Source organism: Pseudomonas putida, assembly GCF_028682395.1.
Taxonomy (GTDB): domain Bacteria; phylum Pseudomonadota; class Gammaproteobacteria; order Pseudomonadales; family Pseudomonadaceae; genus Aquipseudomonas; species Aquipseudomonas putida_AB.
Genome location: NZ_JANHLC010000009.1, coordinates 198,093 through 217,927, shown reverse-complemented (window position 1 = coordinate 217,927; position 19,835 = coordinate 198,093). Strand labels below are relative to the sequence as shown.

Sequence of the window (19,835 nt, the reverse complement as noted above, 5' to 3'; positions counted from 1 at the left end):
GCATGCAAATCACTCCGGAAATGATCGCGGCCTTTCGCGAGGACCCGCTGATGAAGGCGTTCATCGACCCGGTCAAATGGCCTGACGCCATGGTTACCGAAGCCTTGTGCGAGGCTGACACCGAGACAGGATCGTCCCGCTGGGGCGCGCTTGAGCTGACCTGCTGCAACTTCAAGTGGCGCGGTATGAAGTATTACGCCGCTCACTGGCTGTCGACGAACTTTGGCGCGCTCGGCGCCGGCGGCACACCGAACTCGGAAGCCCGGCTGAACGTGGCCCAAAAGTCAGTCGGCGATGAATCAATCGCCTACCGCGTGCCGCAGATGATGGACGCCGGCACCGACTGGCTGACCTACACCAACTACGGCCAGCAGTTCTACAGGCTCAAGAAGCGCGCCGGGATGGGTGCCAAGGCGGTTTGAATGATCGAACTCGATATCCAGGGCTTCCAGGAACTGCAGGACGAGCTGGCGAAAGAGCTGAATGCGCTCAAGTCGAACAAGGTCGTCACCGTAGGCATCCATGAGGAGGCCGGCGACGTTGAGTCGGGTGACCTGACGATGGCCAGTCTTGGCGCTATCAACGAGTTCGGCGCAGACATCAAGCACCCGGGCGGAACATCGTACGGCTACGCCAGCAAAGCTGCTGCCGACCGCGATGAGGTTCGCTTCCTCAAGACTGGCAAGGGATACATGGAACTTGGCGTGACCCAGGCGCACACCATCAACATCCCGGCCAGGCCATGGCTTGAGCCGGGGGTTGCGAGCGCGACGCCAGAAGTGTTGCTGACAATCCAGGACGGCACGGAGGCCGGTAAGTCGATGGACCAGATCCTCGAGGCTGTTGGTGTGGTGGCAGCAGGCAAGGTAAAGATGTACATGAACGACCTGAAGACGCCACCCAACGCAGCGTCGACCATTCGCAAGAAGGGCAGCAGCAATCCGCTGATCGATACCGGCGCCATGCGCCAGTCGGTCACCCACCAAGTTTCCATTGGTCCCGCATCGGAGGGTCTCGAATGAGCCTGAATATGGAGGGCCAGATCGATGGCGTGTTCGAGAGCGTCGAGGCATCCCGCACGGTTGACACTGGGGGCGCCTGGGTAGATGGAATCTGGACGCCGGGCACGCCGAGCACCACACCTTACGTCGTGAACATTCAACCCGCCAGCGACAGGGAAGTCGATTTCCTGCGCCAGGGCGGCGAGCGGATCACCGACGCGCGCCGGATCTACATAAACCAGGGCGACATGCAACTGATCGACCAGACAGGTATCTGGACGTTCCTGGGCCAGCAGTGGAAGGCCGTCAAGGTCGACAACCGCTACTGGCGGAACTACTGCAAGGTCATTGTCATGCGCATTGACGATCAGTCAGGTGGCCCAGCATGACCAACCAAGAGCTATTCGCAAAGCTGCGCCCGATTGTGATGCTGGCGACCGGCGTGCCTGAGTGCATCCTTGCCGACCAGTCAGGCCCCGGCAGCATGCCTGCGCCGAAGGGCGCCTACGCGACGATCACGCCAAGGCAGTCTGTCAGTGAGCGCGGCCAGGCCAACATCATTTCGCGCGACGTGCCGGGCGAGCTCGTTGAGGTCGATGTGCGAGCGCAGATCATGTGCGCGGCTAGCGTCAACTTCTACCGAGGCGAGGCCCTGATGTACGCAGAGCGCCTGAAGCAGGCCAACAAGAGGCCCGACGTGAGCATGATGCTGTTCAAGGCCAAGATCGGTTGGAACAGCACCGACGCCGTCAACAATCTCACAAGCCTGCAGTCGGCCAACTTTGAGCAGCGGGCGCAGATCACCATCCGCCTGATGTATGAAACCAGCAGCTTGCCGGTGGTGAACAACATCCTGAGCGTCGAAGTGGCGCTTCAGAACGAGAAGGCCAGGGTGCTTGACACCTTCACCGTGGAATTCGACCCCACATAACCCATTGGAGCTAGCACAGTGAGCTATCCAGCTACCAACATCATCCGGATTAATGCCCGGATCAGCCCGGCCGGCCTGGGCAATGCGAACTTTGCCAGCGCCATGCTGTTCGCTCCTCAGCTTGAGCTGCCGGTTGGCTTTGCGCCTGATACATACCGCACGTATTTCAGCTTGCCCGCGCTGTCTGAAGACTTCGCCGACACCACTGAGACCTACAAGGCGGCCCAGCGCTGGCTTGGCGGCACTCCGGCCACTCGACAGATTCAGGTATGGGGCGCAGCAACGGCTGACGCTACCCGCGCTGCCACGCTCAACAAGGCCCGGAATATCACCTGGTGGTACTGGACCATGTGGACAGCTCCAGTTCTGGCAGTCAAGGCGGACGTGCTGGCGATCGCCCAGTGGTGCGAAGACAACACCAGCATGTTCATCGACAACCAGACCGGCGCCTCGGCTACTGAGATCCGCGACCCGTCTGATGTGGACGATATTGCCACTCAGCTGACTTCTGCAGGCTTCCGTCACGTCTACACCGCCGCGCACGCCACCGACCCATATTCTGGTTCGGCGCTTGCCAAGCACTTCGCGGCCGTCAACTACAGCGCGGACAACTCGACCATCACAGGCGAGTTCAAGAAATCGCCGGGGGTTCCTGCCGAATCCCTAACTGGCACAGCGTATTCCGCAATGCAGAGCGCTACTAAGAAAGCGATCTTCTATACCGTCGTCGACAATCAAGGCTCCGTCGATTCTGGACGCTGGATCAACACCGTAACGCACAGCACCTACGGCGAATTCATCGACGATGTGGTCAACTTGGATGCGTACATCAACGGTCTGACCACGGCGCTCTACAACGCCAACGCCAACCAGCCCACCAAGCTTCGGCAAACGCCAGCAGGAGAGGCTGTGTTGATTGGTGCTGCGAGATCGTTTTCGCAGGGCTATATCGGAAACGGCTATTTGGGCCCGCGCAACTACATCGACCCAGATGACGGCCTTGAGAAGTACACCGCCGGCTTCGAGATCCTGACCAAGCCCGAGGACATCCTCGATCTGTCGGACGCCGACCGTAATGCCCGCAAGGCAGCACCGCTGCGCATCCGCCTGTTCCGCGCCGGCGCCATCCACATTGTCGATGTCGACCTCGACGTTTATTGATAGGTGATCCATGAGCCTGAATAACTTCTCTACAGACCTGTGCGTCATCACCGTAAACGGTCGACAGCTGCAAGATTTTGGCGAAGCCGCTACGCCTGTCACCGATGCTCCGATAGACGCAAAAAGCCAACTGCGAAGGGGGCAAGGCGGAAACGCAGTGCGCCTCGACCGAATCAATCCAGGTCGCGAAGTAAACGTCTACCTGAATCCGGGGTCGGCTGACTCGGCGTATATGCAGGGTCTGTTCAACTCGAATGCAAACATCACGTACACCTATACCCAGATTGGCACCCTGGAGACGGCCCTTGGCGCCGAAGGTGTGATCGTGAACGACGGCCAGCGCGGGCGGGCCGGTTCGACCATCACGGACGACCAGTTCACGATGCAGTTCAACATCTGGGAAGCGACAAGGGGCTGATAGATGAGCGTGAAACCATTCACCATTGGCGGCGTGCAGTACAACGCCGCCATGGCCAGCGCCGTCGATCAAGACCGGCTGATGTCCCTCCTGTCCGGCGCCGTGCTGGAGCGATTCGCCACGGCCGCGCAGGCGGGCATTGAGGTCGATGACCAGGTTCTTTGCTCGATGTTCATGTCGATGCGCCAGGACGTGAAGGCCCAGGTCGTGCAGATCCTCATGACCCGGGTGTTCATCAACGGCACCGAGCGAGCGGTCACCGTCGCCGACTTCGGCGGCAAGATGGTGCAGTACAACCAGCTGCTGGCCGAGCTGCTGCGCTGGAACCTCTCCGATTTTTTCGAATGGCTGCCAAGCGGCGCAAAAAGCCCAAGGCAGCCAGGCACGGAAAGCGCAGCGCAGTAAATTGGTTCCTGATGCGCCCCTGTGTCGGGATTGTTGGCGTGTGCCCGCCGCTCTGCACCTGGGCGCAACTTGAAGACGGAACCCACTCCCTAGCCAGCGTCGAGCGCTTCAACCAAGCCATGGACGAACTGTGGGATCAATACGAGGCTGCGAAGAATGGCAACTAAGGTTCTGAAGTCATTCCTGATCGGCATCGGCTATGACACCAAGGCCCTGGAGGCGGGCGACAAGAAGATTGGCGCAAGCCTCAATGGGATCAAGTCGAATGCACTGGGCATCTCGGCGGCCCTCGTTGGAGCCTTCGGCGCGGGCGCCAGCGCCATCGTCGGCGTGGCAAACCGCGTAGATAAGCTGGCAATGTCCACGCAGAACCTGCGTACCTCCCAAGCGGCTGTGTACAGCTACGGGAATGCCCTGAAGCTTATGGGTGGAGATGCGGCAGACGCCGTAGAAACCCTGGCCCACTTCGAAGAGATTCAGAACAACCTGCGGCTAAAGGGCGATGCCGGTCCGATTGGTGACTTAGCTACCGCCGGCATTGATGTCAGTTCGCTGTACCAAACGAATACTGGCGAGGAATTCATGCGCGCGCTCGCGGATATGATCCCCAAGCTGGATGAGGGGCAGCGCGCTCAGGTTCAAAGCTCGCTTGGGCTATCTGATGGTGTGTTCCGTTCGCTTTCTGGTGGAGCTCAAAAGCTCGACGAGACCATGAAGCGAGCCAGTGCGCTGACTGGAAGTGTCGACCAGCTCACCGAGAACAGCCGAAAGCTAGCCGATAATTCGGCGCAACTCGGTCTGATCATCGAAGGCGTCAAGAACGAACTGGCTGAGAAGTTTTTACCAAGCCTGATCGGAGCCACCGAGGGGGTGAACAACTTCCTCAAGGAATATCGGCCGGAAATTAGCAAGAGCATCGATGCGTTGGCGGAAAATCCGCAGGCAACGGCTGGTATCGGCATCGGCGCTGCAACCGCGGTCGCCGGCGCCGGACTTTCCAAGATCGGGCTGAGCAGCATCGGCGGCGCGCTTAAAGGCGCTGGCCAGATCGGTATGGCAGTCAGCCTTGCCGACCTCATGACGCCCTACATTGATCCGATGTTCGACAAACTCTTTGGCGTGGATCGGGCCGATCCCGAGGTGTATTCGGGACGGATCGAACGCTCTCCCGGGGCAATTGACTACCTTGGTCACCGAGATCGATCGGCCGCAGACAGTATGCCGCCAGCCGGGTCAAGCCGAGATGAAGATATCCGCGACAGCGCAGAAGCCATCGGCGATGTTCTTAGCAGGACTCCGATCAGGGTAAGTAGTACCCAGAACTTCAACTTCGAGCTTGACGGCCAGAAACTCGACGCGCGCATCATCCAAGTCAACGAGCGCCAGAACTACGAGGCGACCGAGGACCTCAAGTCAACCACGGAGCGATAGCCTTGAGCATTGTCAACATATTCACCCGGCAAGCTCCGACCCTTGCTAGCTACTCGTTCGACGCTGTACTGGAAGATACCTTTGAGTCCAGCGTTACCATCACGACGTTCCCGATTGAGAGTGGCGTAAGGGTCGCAGATCATCGAATCCTTAACCCTTTCAAATGGACCATGACCGGAGCTATCAGCAACAACCCGGTCAAAGTTCAGCTGACTGATTTTCTCGGCGGCGCGCTTTCTAATCTGACCGACAACCCGTTGGTGGCGGGGGTTGCGGGGCTTTCTGCTGGTTTTTTGGCTGGCAGCGACGAGACGAGGGCAAGTTCTACACTGGGGCTTCTTGTTGAACTGATGACTGTGGGCGACCCGTTCGACGTTGATATTGGTGAGGTAATCCTCAGGAACATGGCGATCACTCGCCTGTCACGAACCAAGGAGCCGCGCAACGAGGGCGGACTAGAGTTCGTGGCTGAGTTGCAGGAGGTTATTCAGCTTGATCGACTCGCCGCTGGAAACGACCGATGGCCCCACCAGCTAAGATCCGGCGACCCGTCTCAGAGCGCCCTGACAAGAGCCGTAAACAAGGGGCAACTGATAGCCAAGGATGCCGCCGCAAGCGTGACAAATGCGGTGAATAACATTCTCGACGGAGTTATCTGATGCTCACAATCCCTTTAGCAGCTGGCGTAGGCAATGCTCACCAGAGATTCGTCGTTCAGCTTGGCGATAACCTGATTGCTTTTGAAATCGACTTCATTTCGTACCTGGATGCGCCGGCTTGGTCCATGAGCCTGGCACGTGGCGGCGCGAGACTTGCGTCCGGCGTCATGCTTGAGCCGGGCAGCGACATCATCCAGAGCTACCGGACGGGCATTGGGCAAATGGTGTTCACCGGCAAGGACGTGACCCTGGACAACCTGGGTATCGACAACTCCCTCGTCTGGATACCCCCGCTGGTGGAAATATGAGATCAAGAGCCTGGTCCGTTGACATCAATGGCGCCCCTTACATCAGCTTGCAATCTGGGTCTACGCAGTTTCGAATCCAGTTCAGTATTGACGTGTCGCCTGGCAGCGCTGTGGCCTATGCCGACATTCGCCTCTACAACCTGAACAAAGAGTCGGGGATTGCGAGCGGGGCAAGCATCATCCTGAAGGCCGGTTACACCGACAACATCGACGCAATCTTCACCGGGACCGTGACCAACGTGCTGCGCGAGCGCGAACCAGGATCGCCCGAAATTATCACGAGGCTTATCTGCAAATCAGGGTTCGCCGTGGTGGATCGAGGCTCAACGCAGGTGTGCCTCGGCCCAGGTGCCAGGGTTGAAGAGGTTATTCGAGCGCTCGCCCGTGAGTGGCCTATCCCCATCGACATCGACAACGAACAGTTCGCCGACGATCAGCCTATGGCGCGTGGATGCCTGGCCGATGGAGACATTCCAAAGGCGATGGACAATCTGGCTTATGACTACAAATTCATCTGGCTCCAGCACATGGGGCGCATGTACGTCACCAAGCCGGAGATGAAACGGAATTCTACGGCGATCAAGATCAACCAACTCACCGGGATGATCGGAATTCCAGAGATCACACGCGGCCCTAGCGGCCTTGGCGTGTCAGTGTCAGCGCAGCTCAACCCTTCGATCATGATCAACAGTGTCATTGATCTGAAAAGCGAGTTTGCTACCTACAACACAGGCAACCTGTATCTCTCCGAGGTTGAGCCTGATGCGGTCCCGGTCGGCGAATATAACGTGTTTGCTCTGAGATACTCGGGGGACTCGCACAGCGATACATGGCGGGTGGATATAGACGGTATCCGCTGGGGAACCAAGCCAAATCTGAAGTCATTATCCACTCCTCAGAATGGCAAGCTGATTTGGGGCGCGCGCGTGCAAGAGGCATTCAGGGCGAAGGTTACAGCCATTTCGAAGAATCTTTCTTTGCAGCCTAACTGGTTGATGGCTGTGATGGGGTTCGAGACCGGGTATACGTTCAGTCCGACAGCGCGAAATCCTGGAAGCTCCGCAACAGGCTTGATCCAGTTCTTGAGGAGCACAGCGGAAAAGCTCGGAACCACTACCGACCGGCTTGCGCGCATGACAGCAGTTCAGCAGCTTGATTATGTTGAGAGATATTATAAGGGCATCCCTGCGAGCCGCATCCACAACCTTGGAGATGCGTACCTTGCTGTGTTGTGGCCCGCCGCAATCGGACAGCCTGATAGCTACGTCATGTGGGTGAGGGGGGATAAGAACTACGGGCCAAACTCTGGGCTGGACAAGGATAAAAAAGGCTTTATCACGCGAGGGGATGCCGTTGCCGTAGTTAACGAGTCTTACAAGGAGGGCGAGAAATTTGCCAAGTAGGTGAATGGCTGATCCCGGCGCCCTGGGTTTGAGGTCGTCCACCTGCTACATTTGGAGCTTGTTAATGTGCGACGGGGAGGCGCTTATGGCGATGAGCAAAAGTAGGGTCGCATTGTTGCTCGCGGCTATTTTTCTGCCGGTTTGCGCCTTTGCGGAGCGGGTTGCTGTTCGGGATGGTTATGGCCCTATTGTGGGTTACAATCAGAAAGACCTCATTAGGTCAATGAAGTGGGATTCCGATACTCAGATTTTGGTCTCTAATCATGTTTACAGAGATGGCACGGTCGGACTTGGTCAGTTTGATCTTAATGAGTACGCTGGCCGATTTGGTTGCAAGTTAATTAAGGAGTCAGAAGATCTTCAAACTTTCTTCGTGTACCTTGATCGCCCATATGAATCAAGAGAAAATGACTGGTCTCTATTTATTCTCTATCCTGAAAATTATAAGTGCAACCCGACTCGGCATGAAATTGAAGCTGTCCTTAATGACAAAATTAAGGACGTGAAAAAGTGGAATGCTTATGCAGAAAGCGACGAGGCGAAAGAGAATGCACGACAATTTCAGCTGGAGCAGGAAAACAAGCTAAACCCTAAAGTTGAGTTTGGCGGGTATGTTGCTACCAGGAAAAACCTGCTTGGCTCGATAGTTCTTGCCTGCTACACGGGCAGCCTGGACAGCGGCGGGTGGCCATCCATCTCTACACAAGAGCGAACCAATAGATACAAAGCTTTGCTAAGTCTGTACGACGACAACCCCGCGAGCATGCAAAGAATAACCAATGCTTATAACTTTGCCCTCAACAACCTCAGTGATCGCTATCCTCTTGATACGATGGCCAAATATCGCGGTAGCGTCTGCGACCAGATGGTTATGAAAGGCAGGCTCTGAAAAACGAACAATCACAAACCCGCCGAGGCGGGTTTTTTAATGCCCGAAAAAAGGTGTGAGGTGGCTACATGCTTGAGACAGAAGGCCGGGCTCGCAATGAAAAGCTGATCCGAAGTGCTTTTGGTGAGCTGATGAAGGATGTGTGCACCTCAGTTCCAGGCCACGTGCTGACGTTTGACTCATTGACCCAGCGGGCGCAGGTGCAGATCGGAATCCTCAGGGTTGATGTCAATGACGCCACCTTCACGATACCTCCGATTGTCGAGGTTCCGGTCCACTTCCCAGGCGGCGACTACTGCGTCGAGTACCAAATTGATTCGGGGTGCGAGGGCGACATTCTGTTCTCCCAGCGCTGCATTGATGGCTGGGTGCAGAGTGGCGGGGTGGCGACCAACCCAAGAGGCCGGTTCCATAGCATGCAGGACGCCATGTTCCTGCCTGGGTTCAGGTCGCAACCCAATGTGCTGCCTGACTTCCAGAATAACGGAGTGCGAATGCGCAACCGCGCAGGTACACAATTCGTTTGGCTGAAGAGCGACAACAGCATCTCAATGGATAACGGGGTGGCCAGGTTCAACGTTCTGCCAGATGGAACAACCCTGATGCAGAACGGCGCCGGCAGCTTTCAGCTTCTGGCTGACGGCTCATTTCTGATTAACGGACTGAAGATCACACCTGACGGTAACGTCATCACCGCCGCCGGCACAAACCTCAATACGCATCGCCATAGCGGCGTAACCCCGGGCTCCGGGACAAGCGGAGTTCCAGTTATATGACCGTACGCAGACTGGATGACGAGACGGGTGACATCGTGACACGCGGCCAGCAGTTCATAACTGGCCAGTCCGAAGTTGCTCAGACGGTGCTGACCCGGCTCCGCCTGTTCCTGGGCGAGTACTTCCGCGACATCACCGACGGCACGCCCTGGTACGAGCAGATCCTTGGGAAGTTCACCAATCTCTCCACTGCTGAGGCGGCTCTGCGGGCCAGGATTGCCAACACGCCAGGCGTGATACGTCTTACCAGCTTCTCCGCTGACTTCAACATCAACAACCGAACCTACAGCGTCACTGCTGGGATTCTCACCGAGTTCGGCCTGGAAGAGGTAACACTGAATGGCTAGCCTGACTTCGACCGGCTACGTGCTGCAGACGCAAAACGAATGGTTCGCCCAGGAGCGCCAGTTCTACTTGGACATTGATCCTCTTTGGAACCTGGATCCGTCGACGCCCGACGGTCTGAAAATGGCGCACGACTCCGAGATCTTCTACGCGCTCGACGAGACGCTGCAGCAGGCATACAACTCGAAAGACCCGAACAAGGCCAAGGGCAACGACCTGGATATTGTCTGCTCGTTGACTGGCACCATCCGCTCAGGCGGATCGCGCTCCAGCGTGCAGCTGACCATCACCGCAACTCCCGGAACGCTAATCCCGTCGGGTAACCGCTTTGAGTCGGTCACCACTGGTAGCCGTTGGACGACAGACCAGGCTGTGACCGCGAATACGCTGGGGTCGGTGACCGTTAATGCGACGTGCACAGTAGTCGGACCCACCCAGGCCGACGAAGGCACGATTACCCGAATCGTCGACGTGGTAGCTGGGCTTGCTGGCGTGACAAACGCCGATCCAGCAACGCCAGGTACAGATGGCCAGCGCGACGAGCAACTGCGCGTCACCAGAGCTACAGCTGTCGGTAAGCCGGGCAACAACCAGATTGACTCCATGATTGGCGAGTTGTTCGGCGTGGACGGCGTGCGCCGGGTGAAGGTTTATGAGAACGACACCGGCAGCAACGCTGTTTCTATTGATAACCCGCACGGGCTGCCAAAGAACTCCATTGCGCCAATCATCGATGGCGGTACCGACGGCGATGTGGCGATGGCGATCTACCTGAAGAAGAACCCGGGCGCCTCTCTGTACCAGGCCGGAACACCTTTCGAGGTCGAGGTCACTTCGCCAAAGTATCCGACCAACAAAAAGTTGATCAGGGCGAGCCGCCCTGTATATGTCGACATGTTCGCCGTAATTCATGTCGTCAATGACGGCACGCTCCCGCCCAACGCTGACCAGCTTATTAAGGAGGCGATGATGGAGTACGCCGCCGGCGACCTGATACCCGCGGATGTCGGTTTCAAGATCGATGGGTTCGATATCGGCGAGGGAGTGCCATTCAGCACGATCTTCACGCCGGTGAACAAGGTTATTGGTTCGTACGGCGACAGCTATGTCGACTTGCCCTCCTCCAGCCTCAACGGAGGCCAGTCCAATGTCGCCATCGCCTACAACCAAATGTCTAGGTGGACGGAGAGCAACATCACCGTAGTGATCACGTGATGAACATCCCAGACCGAATTTACGCGCAGTACCGCGACAAGCCAAAGGCTGTGGCTTGGTACGCAATCGCTAGGGAGCTTGGCGGGAGCATTGAGGCGGCGGCCGAGGCTGTGCGCAAGAGCTATGACATTGATGCGGCAGTCGGCGAGCAACTGAACGTCATCGGCCGGATTGTAGTGGCGCCACGCAGTTTCGTCGGCTCTATACCATTGAGCCCAGGGCTTTTCGATATCACGGACGGAGATGAGTTTGGCGATGACGAGGCAATGTTCAGCGCACTGACGATCGATCAGGACGGACAGCTTTCGGATGAGCTTTACCGTTTGGTCATCAGATCCAAGATCATTAAGAACAACGGTGATGCAACGATAGAGAACATCCTGGACGGAATGAACTTCCTACTTCCAAGGGCTGATGTTCTTCGCGTAACGGATGGCGAGGATATGTCGTTCAGCATCGAGTTCTACGGCCAGATCACTAACCTTGAGCGGTTCGCGCTGCTCAATGCAGGTCTGGTGCCGAAGCCCCAAACGGTTAGATTTAACGGATTCCTTGAGGGATTCAACATGGTCGAGTTCGGCGATATGGATACCGAGTTCGGTGACGAAGACGCAGAATTTGCTGGATATATAGGAGCTTAGGATGTCACTAAAACTTAATGAGCGGTATCCCGGTCGGTTTAACAACCCTTCCGCCGAATACCCATTGGGGTCGTTCAAAAACAGAACAGCCCCCGATGCAAAGGACGGGTCTTATCTCGAAAAGGATTGGGCCAACGATAAAGAGGCTTTCTTCCAATCCGTTCTCAGTAGCGCCGGTATTACACCTAATGGCAGCGTAGATAAGGTTGGAAGTTCTCAATTCTTCGATGCCATGCTTTGCCTGAGCCAAAATCAGACGGGCGTCGCTTTCCCTGCTGCTGGGACTGCCACTGCGGTGACGTTAGCGCCGTCACCGCCGATCGCTGGTTACTTGGAAAATCAGCGTTTCAGGGTTAAATTCGGCATAGCGTCTGGGGCAAACCCTACCATTAACGTGTCCGCAAAGGGGGCGAAGAACCTAAAGCAGTACGATTCCAGCGGGGCAAAAGTTGCCGCCGTGTTCGCTTCCGGTCAAATTTCGGATATCGACTATGACGGCACTGATTTTATTTTGCTTGATACACTCCCGACTGCTGCAAGTAACTTGGTCAGCATTCAGGGGGCATTTAAAAAACTTGCCGGGTCCACCACTGGACTGAGCGCAACCGTTACTTATTCGGCGGATGAGATAATCGTCGAAAACTCGGCTAATCAATACCAAACACTGAGAGCTGTAAATATCACGCCCTCCATCGCACTGTCCGGGGCAAATGGCCTCGACACCGGAGCATCTGCGGCGTCCACTTGGTACAGCGTTTGGGTAATCTGGAACGGCAGCACAACAGCAGGGCTTTTGTCGCTTAGCGCAACATCCCCGACGATGCCGGCGGGATATACACACAAGGCACGAATCGGCTGGATTCGAACGGATGCCACGGCGAACAAGTATCCGCTAGGTATGACGCAGGCTGGTAACATAGTTAGATATAAGATCTCATCTGGCACCAACGTTACCGCCACCCCGGTGATGGCCGCTGGAACAGCGGGCTCTGTGTCTGGCGGTACGTATGTGGCAGTCAGCACGTCGACATTCGTACCTCCAACCGCTCAAATCATATCCATAACAATGGTCAGCGGGGGCGGATCGGCTGCAGCCGCACAAAGCCTTGGCTTTGGTCCTACTACTACCAGCGTCAACCCGCCCCCGATCAACAGTTCATCAAGCGGCAATAACGCATCTATGGGGAGCCTTCTCTTGGAGAGTTCCAATATTTATTGGGTGGCTGACACTAGTGGCGGAAGGCTGCTGTGTACTGGATGGGAGGATAATTTATGAGCTATGCAGTTCGCAACGATGGGCAGGGCTGGCGTGCCGTTTCTGGCCCCGACGATGTAGGCACTGATGAGCGATATAGCGCTGACATCCCGTCTGATCCGGTGCCTTTGCTCTATCTGGAAACGCAGGAACGGACTTGGCGCGACGGTGTACTATCCGCTGCGGTATGGTTGCGCGATCGCCATCGCGATCAGTTGGAGTTACAAGCTCCAACGAGTATTGGCAGTGAGCAATTCACTGAGTTGCTGGTGTACATGCAGTCGCTGCGCGACTGGCCGCAGTCGCCTGAGTTCCCGGAAAGCGAGCGCCGTCCAATAGCGCCGTCCTGGATCGATGCTCAGGCCAAGTAGTCCATTCGCATTCGTCGCAATCCGTACCCGCCATCGAGCGGGTTTATTTTTGCCTGGAGAAAAGCAATGCCGATCACCCAGCAGCAGTTGCTGCAGATCCTCCCGCGCGCCGGCCCTCGAGCCGGTATTTTTTTGCCTGCGCTAAACCGGGCCATGGCCCGCTACAAGATCGATAGTCGCGTGCGCCAGGCTGCGTTCCTAGCCCAGATCGGGCATGAGTCGGGCCAACTGCTCTACACCCGCGAGCTGGGCGGCAATGCCTACCTGGCCAAGTACGACACGGGCACCCTGGCCAAGCGCCTGGGCAATACGCCTGAAGCGGATGGCGACGGCCAGAAGTACCGCGGGCGCGGGCTGATCCAGATCACCGGCCGGGCGAACTATGCCCAGGCCGCCAAGGCTCTGGACCTGCCGCTGCTGGAACAGCCCGAGCTGCTCGAGCAACCGGAATGGGCGGCGATCTCTGCCGCCTGGTGGTGGTCGGCCCATGGCCTGAATGAGCTGGCCGACGCCGGTAAGTTTGAGGCCATCACCCGGAAAATCAACGGCGGGATCAACGGCCTGGCGGATCGTGAAGAGCTTTATGCCCGGGCCTTGAAGGTGCTGGTGTGAATCCGCTAGCGCTTCGCCTGGCGGTCCTGGCTGCGATCCTGTTTCTGTGTGGCTCTGCCCTGTTCGGCGCCTACCAGCACGGGGTAGCCGTCACGGATGTGCGCTGGGAAAAGAAGCACGCCGACGAGCGCGAGTTGGGGGCGAAGGTGCTCGCGGCTGCAACGACCGCCAATCGAACCGAAGAACAACGGCGCCAGGCGGCGTCCAACCAGGTGGGAAGTGATGCAAGAGAACAGATCAAGGCTGCTGGTGTTGACGCTCATGGGGCTGATGTTGCTGGTGAGCGGTTGCATGTCGAGGCCGGAAAGCTGGCCGTCAGCTCGAGTTGCACCCCCGGCGATTCCGGAACTGCCGAGCGAGGCCAGGCAGCAACCCGCGCCGCCATGGTGCTCTCCGACCTGTTCCGGCGGGCTGACCAAAGAGCGGGAGAGCTGGCAAAGGCGCTTGATCAATCCCGGGTAGCGGGCCTTGCTTGTGAGCGCGCCTATGATTCTTTGTTTTCGGCAAACCTATAGGCGTTCGCAAATACCCCTTGGCTGCGCTCTGTGTTTTTGATCTGGGAAAGCTCCAGGTTTGCAGCTGACAACTGCCCGAGCCGGTGGCTCAGGTCGGCGCGGGCCTTTCTCAGGTCGGCCGATACCTCGGCGTTGATGTCGACCAGCTTTGCGATGTTCGCCCGGGCCTGGGCGAGTTGACGGTGCATGTCCTCGACCTCCAGCTCTAGCAGGAGGCAGTGCTGTCGCAGTATTTCTTCTTCGGTGGGCACGCCAAGGCATCCGAAGCCGTCGTCATCGGTGATCATCTGAATCTCGCTGAATTTTATCTGTATGGATATACAGTAATCGAGGCGGTGTGCCTGCGCGAGTGGCGGGCGACGAGTTGCAGGTTTGGGGTGGTGTTCGTTCGGCAGGACGCCGGGTGAGGAGGGGGGATTTCTCGTACCACTTTTTGTACCACTTGTAGTTCCTTGCAGGGGGTTTCAGGTCTTTTGTGTAGCCCTGAACCCCCTTGTTTGGCGCATCTAGGTTACTCCAGCTAATCCGCACATAAGTCCTTACCGGGTTTCCGTTGGGGAGGGCGGCCGGTCAGTACCGGGCGCTAGAGAAACTGACCCGGCTCAAACTCTGGAGTTTTAGATCGATCCGTTATAAGCCGTTGCCCTCTTTCTGGCCGCAGGCGCGATTGGCGGGGACCGCGACGTCCATCATGTCGGGCAGTGGCAGGTGCAGGTTCTCCATCAGGGCGGCATAAGCCTGGGCGTTGGGCACCTGCAGGCGGGGGTTGTGGCGGCGCTCTTCGGCCAGGGTCGAGCTTGTCCAGCCCTTGTAGTCATGGGCCGGAAAAACCTGGGTGTTATCGGGCAGCGCGAGCAGGCGTTGCAGACTGGCCCATTGCTGATATGGGTCGCCATTCTGGAAGTCGGTACGTCCTGTGCCGCGAATCAGCAGGGTATCGCCACTGAACAACTGCCAGGGTTCCTCGCCCTCGGGTGGCAGGAGAAAACAGTAGGAGTCGTCGGTATGCCCGGGGGTGTGCCAGGCCAGCAGGTGGCGGTTGCCAAAGGGTAATAGCTGGCCATCCTTGAAGGTGAAGCTGGCGCAGTGGGCGAGGCAGGGTTCGCCAAAGCCGCTGGCGCAACCGGTGGCTGCACGCAGGTCGCCCAGGGCGGTGATGTGGTCGGCGTGGGTATGGCTGTCGATCGCCATGCACAGGCTCAGGTCCAGCTCGGTGAGCAGGCGCAGGTAGTCGTCGAGTTTGTGCTTGACCGGGTCGATCAGCACGGCCTGATCCTGGTCGGCCAGGAGGTAGGTATAGGTCGAGCTGGTGCTGTCGAAAAGCTGGCGAATCAGCATGGCGGCTCCAGTGAGAAGGTGAACGGACGCTCAGTATGGGGCGAAGTGTTCGCGGCGCAATGTAGGTCCTACAGCCTGGACTCAGGGCTTGTTGCGAATCAGGCTGCGCAAGGCGAAGCGATTCGGGTGGCAGGCCTCGGCCACGTTTCTGGGCAGGGGCAGCGGTTCATTATCCAGCCAGGCCGCCAGCAATTCAGCACACAGCGGTGCACTGATCAGGCCGCGCGAGCCATGGCCGCTGTTGATGTACACGCCTTCCAGCCAGGGACAGGGAACAGCGGGCACTTGGCGGGCATCCTTGCTCAAGGCGGCATAAGCCTGGGTAAAGGCGGTGGTATCGGCCAGGGGGCCGACAATGGGCAGGTAGTCCGGGCTGGTACAACGGAAGGCGGCGCGGCCTTGCAGTTGTTGAACATCGAGGCTGTCGACCTGTAATCGTCTGGCGAGATCAGGGGAGATTTCGTTCAACAATTGCAGATTGCTTTGGTGCTCGCCTGCCGTGGGAGCGAGGTCCTCGCTCTGGAAGTCGAAGCTGGCACCCAGGGTGTGCTCGCCCAGGCGAGGCGGTGCAACATAGCCATCGGCACAGACCACGGTCGCGAGCTGGCGACTGGGTTCGGTCGCGGGCAAACGGGTGATCTGCCCGCGAATCCGCTTGAGCGGCAGGCCATGGCTGAAGGTGAAGCGTTGGATCTCCGCCGCACCGGCGAGAACCACCACCGGTGCGCTGGCCAGTAGCTGTTCGCCGCCCCAGGCCTGCCATTGCCCGTCGACTCTGCGCAGTTGCACCACATCACTGTGCAACAGGCGTTGGATGCGAGGATGAGCGGCTTGCTGGCGGCACAGGGCGGGCGGGTGGACCCAGCCGCCTTCGGGAAAGAACAAACCGCCGTGCTCCAGCGCGACGCCGGCCCGGGTGGAGGCTTGTTGCCTGTCGAGCAGGTGCAGCAGGTCGACGGGGAAGGCGCCGGCCAACTGGCCCTGACGCTTGGCTTCCTGGGCATTGAAGGCCAGTTGCAGGACACCGCAGGCGTCCCAGTCAACCCCGCGTTGCAACTGTTCCAGTTGGCGGCGGGTATGGCCGAAACCACTGAGAATCAGCTGCGAGAGCGCGGTGCCATGGGCTGAAAGCTTGAGGTACAGCACGCCCTGTGGGTTGCCCGAGGCTTCCTGGGCCAGCTCGCCATGACGTTCCAGCAGGCTGACCTGCCAGCCACGGGCGGCCAGGCTGGCCGCGGTGGTGCAACCGGCCAGCCCGGCGCCGATCACCAGAGCGTGGCGTTCACCCTGCGGCCGGCCAGGGCGGGCAAACCACGGCTTGGCGGCGACTGGCGCCGGCAGCGTTTCGGGCCAGCCGATAAAGTCGCCGCGCAGCACCTCCCATTTATGGCCGATCCCGGGCGTGCGGCGCATCTTGAAGCCGGCGGCGTTCAAGGCTCGGCGAACCCAGCCGGTGCTGGTAAAGGTGCTGATGGTCGAGCCGGGTGCCGCCAGGCGTGCCAGTTCGGCGAACAGCTCGGGCGTCCACATGTCGGGGTTCTTCGCCGGGGCGAAGCCATCGAGAAACCATGCATCGATCTGGGCATCCAGCTGTGGCAGTTGCTCCAGTACGTCACCGATCAGCAGCGTCAGCATGACCCGGCCGCCGTCCAGGACCAGGCGCTGGAAGCCCGGATGAATCGCCACGTACTGGGCCAGCAGGGGCTCGGCAAAAGGTGCCAGTTGCGGCCACAGGGACAGGGCGCGTTGCAGGTCGGCGTGACTGAGCGGGTACTTTTCGACACTGACAAACTGCAGCTGGGCACCTGCTGGCGCGCACTGCTCGAACAACTGCCAGGTGCAGAGAAAATTCAGGCCGGTGCCGAAACCGGTTTCGCCAATCACCAGGCGTTCGCCCGGCTTTAACTGGCTGAAGCGGGCTTCGAGGCGGTTCTGTGCAATAAAAACATGATGGGTTTCCTCCAGGCCTGACTGGTCGGAGAAATACACATCGCCAAAGACCCTGGAGTGGGGGCGCCCCTGCTCATCCCAATCGATCTGGGCGTGGCTCGTGTCCTGGTCGGATGGGCGGTTGTGTTCAACGGTCATGTTCGGCTCGGCATCGGCAAGCTGGCCATTCTAGCCGATCGGCAGATGGCAGATTGATCCATGACAAAGGCCAACGGCTAATCAATACAAAATAATGACCAATCCGCTAGTCTTGCTGAATCTTGGAAGGGAGCCGCTCATGTTTGAATCAGCTGAAATCGGACACGCCATCGACAAGGAAACCTACGAGGCCGAGGTTCCGGCGTTGCGTGAGGCCCTGCTCGAGGCGCAGTTCGAGCTTGCGCAGCAGAAACGTTTTCCGGTGATCGTCCTGATCAACGGCATTGAAGGTGCAGGCAAGGGCGAGACGGTCAAACTGCTCAACGAGTGGATGGACCCCCGGCTGATCGAAGTGCGCACCTTCGACCAGCAGACCGACGAAGAACTGGCCCGCCCACCTGCATGGCGCTACTGGCGGCAATTGCCGGCCAAGGGGCGGATGGGGGTGTTTTTCGGCAACTGGTACAGCCAGATGCTGCAGGGGCGGGTCCATGGCCGGTTCAAGGATGCGGTGCTCGACCAGGCAATCAACGGTGCCGAGCGCCTGGAGCAGATGCTCTGCAACGAAGGTGCGCTGATCTTCAAGTTCTGGTTCCACCTGTCCAAAAAACAAATGAAGGCACGACTCAAGGCGTTGCAGGACGACCCACTGCATAGTTGGCGGATCAGCCCGCTGGACTGGCAGCAGTCGCAAACCTATGACCGCTTTGTGCACTTTGGCGAACGGGTACTGCGCCGTACCAGCCGCGACTATGCGCCTTGGCATGTGATCGAGGGCGTCGACCCGAACTACCGCAGCCTGACCGTTGGCAAGATTCTGCTGGAAGGTTTGCAGGCTGCGCTCAAGGCCCCGAAACTCATGGCGCGCGCCACTCATCCTGCGCCGCTGACCAGCGGTGTCGATCAACTGAGCCTGCTCGACAGCCTGGATATGAGCGTGAATCTGAGCAAGAGCGACTATGGCGAGCAACTGATTGCCGAGCAGGCGCGCCTGGCCGGCCTGCTGCGGGACAAACGCATGCGCAGTCATGCCTTGGTGGCGGTGTTCGAGGGCAACGATGCGGCGGGCAAGGGCGGGGCGATTCGTCGGGTCGCTGCGGCGCTCGATCCTCGTCAATACAACATTGTGCCAATTGCCGCGCCTTCGGAAGACGAGCGTGCGCAGCCCTATCTATGGCGGTTCTGGCGCCAGATTCCGGCGCGGAGCAAGTTCACGGTGTTCGACCGTTCCTGGTATGGCCGGGTGCTGGTGGAGCGTATCGAGGGCTTTTGCAGCCAGGCCGACTGGATGCGGGCCTATGGGGAAATCAACGATTTCGAGGAGCAATTGAGCGACGCCGGGGTGATCGTGGTGAAGTTCTGGCTAGCCATCGACAAGCAGACCCAGCTGGAGCGATTCCAGGAGCGTGAGACCATTCCCTTCAAGCGTTTCAAGATCACTGAAGAAGATTGGCGCAACCGTGAAAAATGGGATCTGTATCGCGCGGCTGTTGGCGATATGGTCGATCGCACCAGTACAGAAGTCTCGCCCTGGACGCTGGTCGAAGCCAATGACAAGCGCTGGGCGCGGGTCAAGGTACTGCGCACGCTGAACCAGGCGATTGAAGACGCGTTCGCCAAGCGTGAAAAGTACGACAAGAAGAGCAAGAAATCCAAGTAGGTAATCGCCACGCACATTGAGCCCGGCAATGTGCGTGCTGCCCCGACACTATCGGGTAAGGGGCGGGCCTGGACTTGCGCCGGGCTCAGTGCCGAGCGGCGGGTGTGCGACGTAGATAGGCGTCGATCTCCCGCTGGGTTTCGGAGCGGCTCAGGAACGGGCCTTCCAGGGTGTTTTCCCGCGTCGTGAAGTAGTACTGCCCGTTGACCGAGCTGATTCGATCGCTGCGAAAATGCGTCGCTGGGGCGGTGTCTGATGAGCGCATGCCAAACATGGCCGACCTCCGTTTTCAATGAGCCTGGATGAAGGCTAGCTTAAATCTTGGCGGTTTCTGGCGAGCAATCTTCGGATCGACGGTCGCGCGCCAAGTAACCGGCGCCGGGAAACGCCAACTATCTGCAAACTGTAGCTGT

25 protein-coding genes are annotated in these 19,835 nt (G+C 58.5%); 21 read left to right on the top strand and 4 right to left on the bottom strand.

Annotated elements, in window-relative coordinates; translation table 11 throughout:
- Window positions 1-2 precede the first annotated feature (2 nt).
- The 20 genes from NPS46_RS20450 to NPS46_RS20355 all read left to right on the top strand — a co-directional run bounded on the left by NPS46_RS20450 (window position 3) and on the right by NPS46_RS20355 (window position 14,336).
- The gene (locus tag NPS46_RS20450) at window positions 3-422 is read left to right on the top strand and encodes a DUF4054 domain-containing protein (protein ID WP_274110371.1); all 420 of its coding nucleotides are present in this window, start codon (window positions 3-5) and stop codon (window positions 420-422) included.
- Window positions 423-1,022, top strand: coding sequence for a hypothetical protein (locus tag NPS46_RS20445; RefSeq protein WP_274110369.1), 600 nt, complete (start codon window positions 423-425; stop codon window positions 1,020-1,022). It abuts the gene before it with no gap.
- Window positions 1,019-1,390: a hypothetical protein gene (locus NPS46_RS20440; RefSeq protein WP_274110367.1), complete on the top strand. Its 372-nt coding sequence runs from the start codon at window positions 1,019-1,021 to the stop codon at window positions 1,388-1,390. The genes NPS46_RS20445 and NPS46_RS20440 overlap by 4 nt, the downstream gene beginning before the upstream one ends.
- Window positions 1,387-1,932, top strand: coding sequence for a phage neck terminator protein (locus NPS46_RS20435; RefSeq protein ID WP_274110365.1), 546 nt, complete (start codon window positions 1,387-1,389; stop codon window positions 1,930-1,932). The genes NPS46_RS20440 and NPS46_RS20435 overlap by 4 nt, the downstream gene beginning before the upstream one ends.
- Before the next feature lie 18 nt (window positions 1,933-1,950).
- Window positions 1,951-3,093 carry a DUF3383 family protein gene (locus NPS46_RS20430; protein ID WP_274110363.1) on the top strand — a complete coding sequence of 381 codons (1,143 nt, stop codon included), beginning with the start codon at window positions 1,951-1,953 and terminating at the stop codon, window positions 3,091-3,093.
- Between the two features lie 10 nt (window positions 3,094-3,103).
- Window positions 3,104-3,511, top strand: coding sequence for a hypothetical protein (locus tag NPS46_RS20425; RefSeq protein ID WP_274110361.1), 408 nt, complete (start codon window positions 3,104-3,106; stop codon window positions 3,509-3,511).
- A gap of 3 nt (window positions 3,512-3,514) precedes the next feature.
- A complete protein-coding gene (locus tag NPS46_RS20420) occupies window positions 3,515-3,916 on the top strand; it encodes a hypothetical protein (protein ID WP_274110359.1) in 402 nt (133 codons plus the stop codon).
- A gap of 156 nt (window positions 3,917-4,072) precedes the next feature.
- A complete protein-coding gene (locus NPS46_RS20415) occupies window positions 4,073-5,347 on the top strand; it encodes a hypothetical protein (protein ID WP_274110357.1) in 1,275 nt (424 codons plus the stop codon).
- A gap of 2 nt (window positions 5,348-5,349) precedes the next feature.
- A complete protein-coding gene (locus NPS46_RS20410) occupies window positions 5,350-6,006 on the top strand; it encodes a phage baseplate protein (protein ID WP_274110355.1) in 657 nt (218 codons plus the stop codon).
- Window positions 6,006-6,314 (top strand): phage baseplate plug family protein, encoded by a 309-nt coding sequence (locus NPS46_RS20405; protein WP_274110354.1) that lies wholly within the window; start codon window positions 6,006-6,008, stop codon window positions 6,312-6,314. The genes NPS46_RS20410 and NPS46_RS20405 overlap by 1 nt, the downstream gene beginning before the upstream one ends.
- Window positions 6,315-6,424: 110 nt before the next feature.
- Window positions 6,425-7,717, top strand: coding sequence for a baseplate hub protein (locus NPS46_RS20400; protein ID WP_274110352.1), 1,293 nt, complete (start codon window positions 6,425-6,427; stop codon window positions 7,715-7,717).
- 85 nt (window positions 7,718-7,802) lie between these two features.
- A complete protein-coding gene (locus NPS46_RS20395) occupies window positions 7,803-8,606 on the top strand; it encodes a hypothetical protein (RefSeq protein WP_274110350.1) in 804 nt (267 codons plus the stop codon).
- Window positions 8,607-8,674: 68 nt separating this feature from the next.
- A complete protein-coding gene (locus NPS46_RS20390; protein ID WP_274110348.1) occupies window positions 8,675-9,382 on the top strand; it encodes a Gp138 family membrane-puncturing spike protein in 708 nt (235 codons plus the stop codon).
- The gene (locus NPS46_RS20385; protein ID WP_274110346.1) at window positions 9,379-9,729 is read left to right on the top strand and encodes a hypothetical protein; all 351 of its coding nucleotides are present in this window, start codon (window positions 9,379-9,381) and stop codon (window positions 9,727-9,729) included. Before NPS46_RS20390 ends, NPS46_RS20385 begins: the two co-directional genes overlap by 4 nt.
- Entirely contained in the window at window positions 9,722-10,942 is a 1,221-nt protein-coding gene (locus tag NPS46_RS20380; protein ID WP_274110344.1) for a baseplate J/gp47 family protein, read from the top strand. Before NPS46_RS20385 ends, NPS46_RS20380 begins: the two co-directional genes overlap by 8 nt.
- A complete protein-coding gene (locus NPS46_RS20375) occupies window positions 10,942-11,583 on the top strand; it encodes a DUF2612 domain-containing protein (RefSeq protein WP_274110324.1) in 642 nt (213 codons plus the stop codon). Before NPS46_RS20380 ends, NPS46_RS20375 begins: the two co-directional genes overlap by 1 nt.
- Window position 11,584: 1 nt before the next feature.
- Window positions 11,585-12,859, top strand: a complete 1,275-nt coding sequence (locus tag NPS46_RS20370) for a hypothetical protein (protein ID WP_274110322.1) — start codon at window positions 11,585-11,587, stop codon at window positions 12,857-12,859.
- Window positions 12,856-13,209, top strand: coding sequence for a phage tail assembly chaperone (locus tag NPS46_RS20365; RefSeq protein ID WP_274110320.1), 354 nt, complete (start codon window positions 12,856-12,858; stop codon window positions 13,207-13,209). Before NPS46_RS20370 ends, NPS46_RS20365 begins: the two co-directional genes overlap by 4 nt.
- Window positions 13,210-13,275: 66 nt before the next feature.
- Window positions 13,276-13,821 carry a glycoside hydrolase family 19 protein gene (locus NPS46_RS20360; protein WP_274110318.1) on the top strand — a complete coding sequence of 182 codons (546 nt, stop codon included), beginning with the start codon at window positions 13,276-13,278 and terminating at the stop codon, window positions 13,819-13,821.
- A complete protein-coding gene (locus NPS46_RS20355; protein WP_274110317.1) occupies window positions 13,818-14,336 on the top strand; it encodes a DUF2514 domain-containing protein in 519 nt (172 codons plus the stop codon). The genes NPS46_RS20360 and NPS46_RS20355 overlap by 4 nt, the downstream gene beginning before the upstream one ends.
- Here NPS46_RS20355 and NPS46_RS20350 read toward each other — a convergent pair.
- From NPS46_RS20350 to mnmC, 3 genes are all read right to left on the bottom strand, one after another.
- Window positions 14,306-14,623: a hypothetical protein gene (locus NPS46_RS20350; RefSeq protein ID WP_274110315.1), complete on the bottom strand. Its 318-nt coding sequence runs from the start codon at window positions 14,621-14,623 to the stop codon at window positions 14,306-14,308. The genes NPS46_RS20355 and NPS46_RS20350 overlap by 31 nt on opposite strands.
- Window positions 14,624-14,966: 343 nt before the next feature.
- Window positions 14,967-15,674 (bottom strand): MBL fold metallo-hydrolase, encoded by a 708-nt coding sequence (locus NPS46_RS20345; RefSeq protein WP_274110313.1) that lies wholly within the window; start codon window positions 15,672-15,674, stop codon window positions 14,967-14,969.
- Window positions 15,675-15,755: 81 nt separating this feature from the next.
- Window positions 15,756-17,762: a bifunctional tRNA (5-methylaminomethyl-2-thiouridine)(34)-methyltransferase MnmD/FAD-dependent 5-carboxymethylaminomethyl-2-thiouridine(34) oxidoreductase MnmC gene (gene mnmC, locus NPS46_RS20340; protein ID WP_274110311.1), complete on the bottom strand. Its 2,007-nt coding sequence runs from the start codon at window positions 17,760-17,762 to the stop codon at window positions 15,756-15,758.
- Window positions 17,763-17,901: 139 nt separating this feature from the next.
- Here mnmC and pap point away from each other — a divergent pair, with 139 nt between their 5' ends.
- Window positions 17,902-19,422, top strand: coding sequence for a polyphosphate:AMP phosphotransferase (gene pap, locus NPS46_RS20335; protein WP_274110309.1), 1,521 nt, complete (start codon window positions 17,902-17,904; stop codon window positions 19,420-19,422).
- Between the two features lie 85 nt (window positions 19,423-19,507).
- Here pap and NPS46_RS20330 read toward each other — a convergent pair whose 3' ends face one another.
- On the bottom strand, window positions 19,508-19,696 hold the full coding sequence (locus NPS46_RS20330; protein ID WP_274110307.1) for a DUF6316 family protein: 189 nt from the start codon (window positions 19,694-19,696) through the stop codon (window positions 19,508-19,510).
- Between the last annotated feature and the right edge of the window lie 139 nt (window positions 19,697-19,835).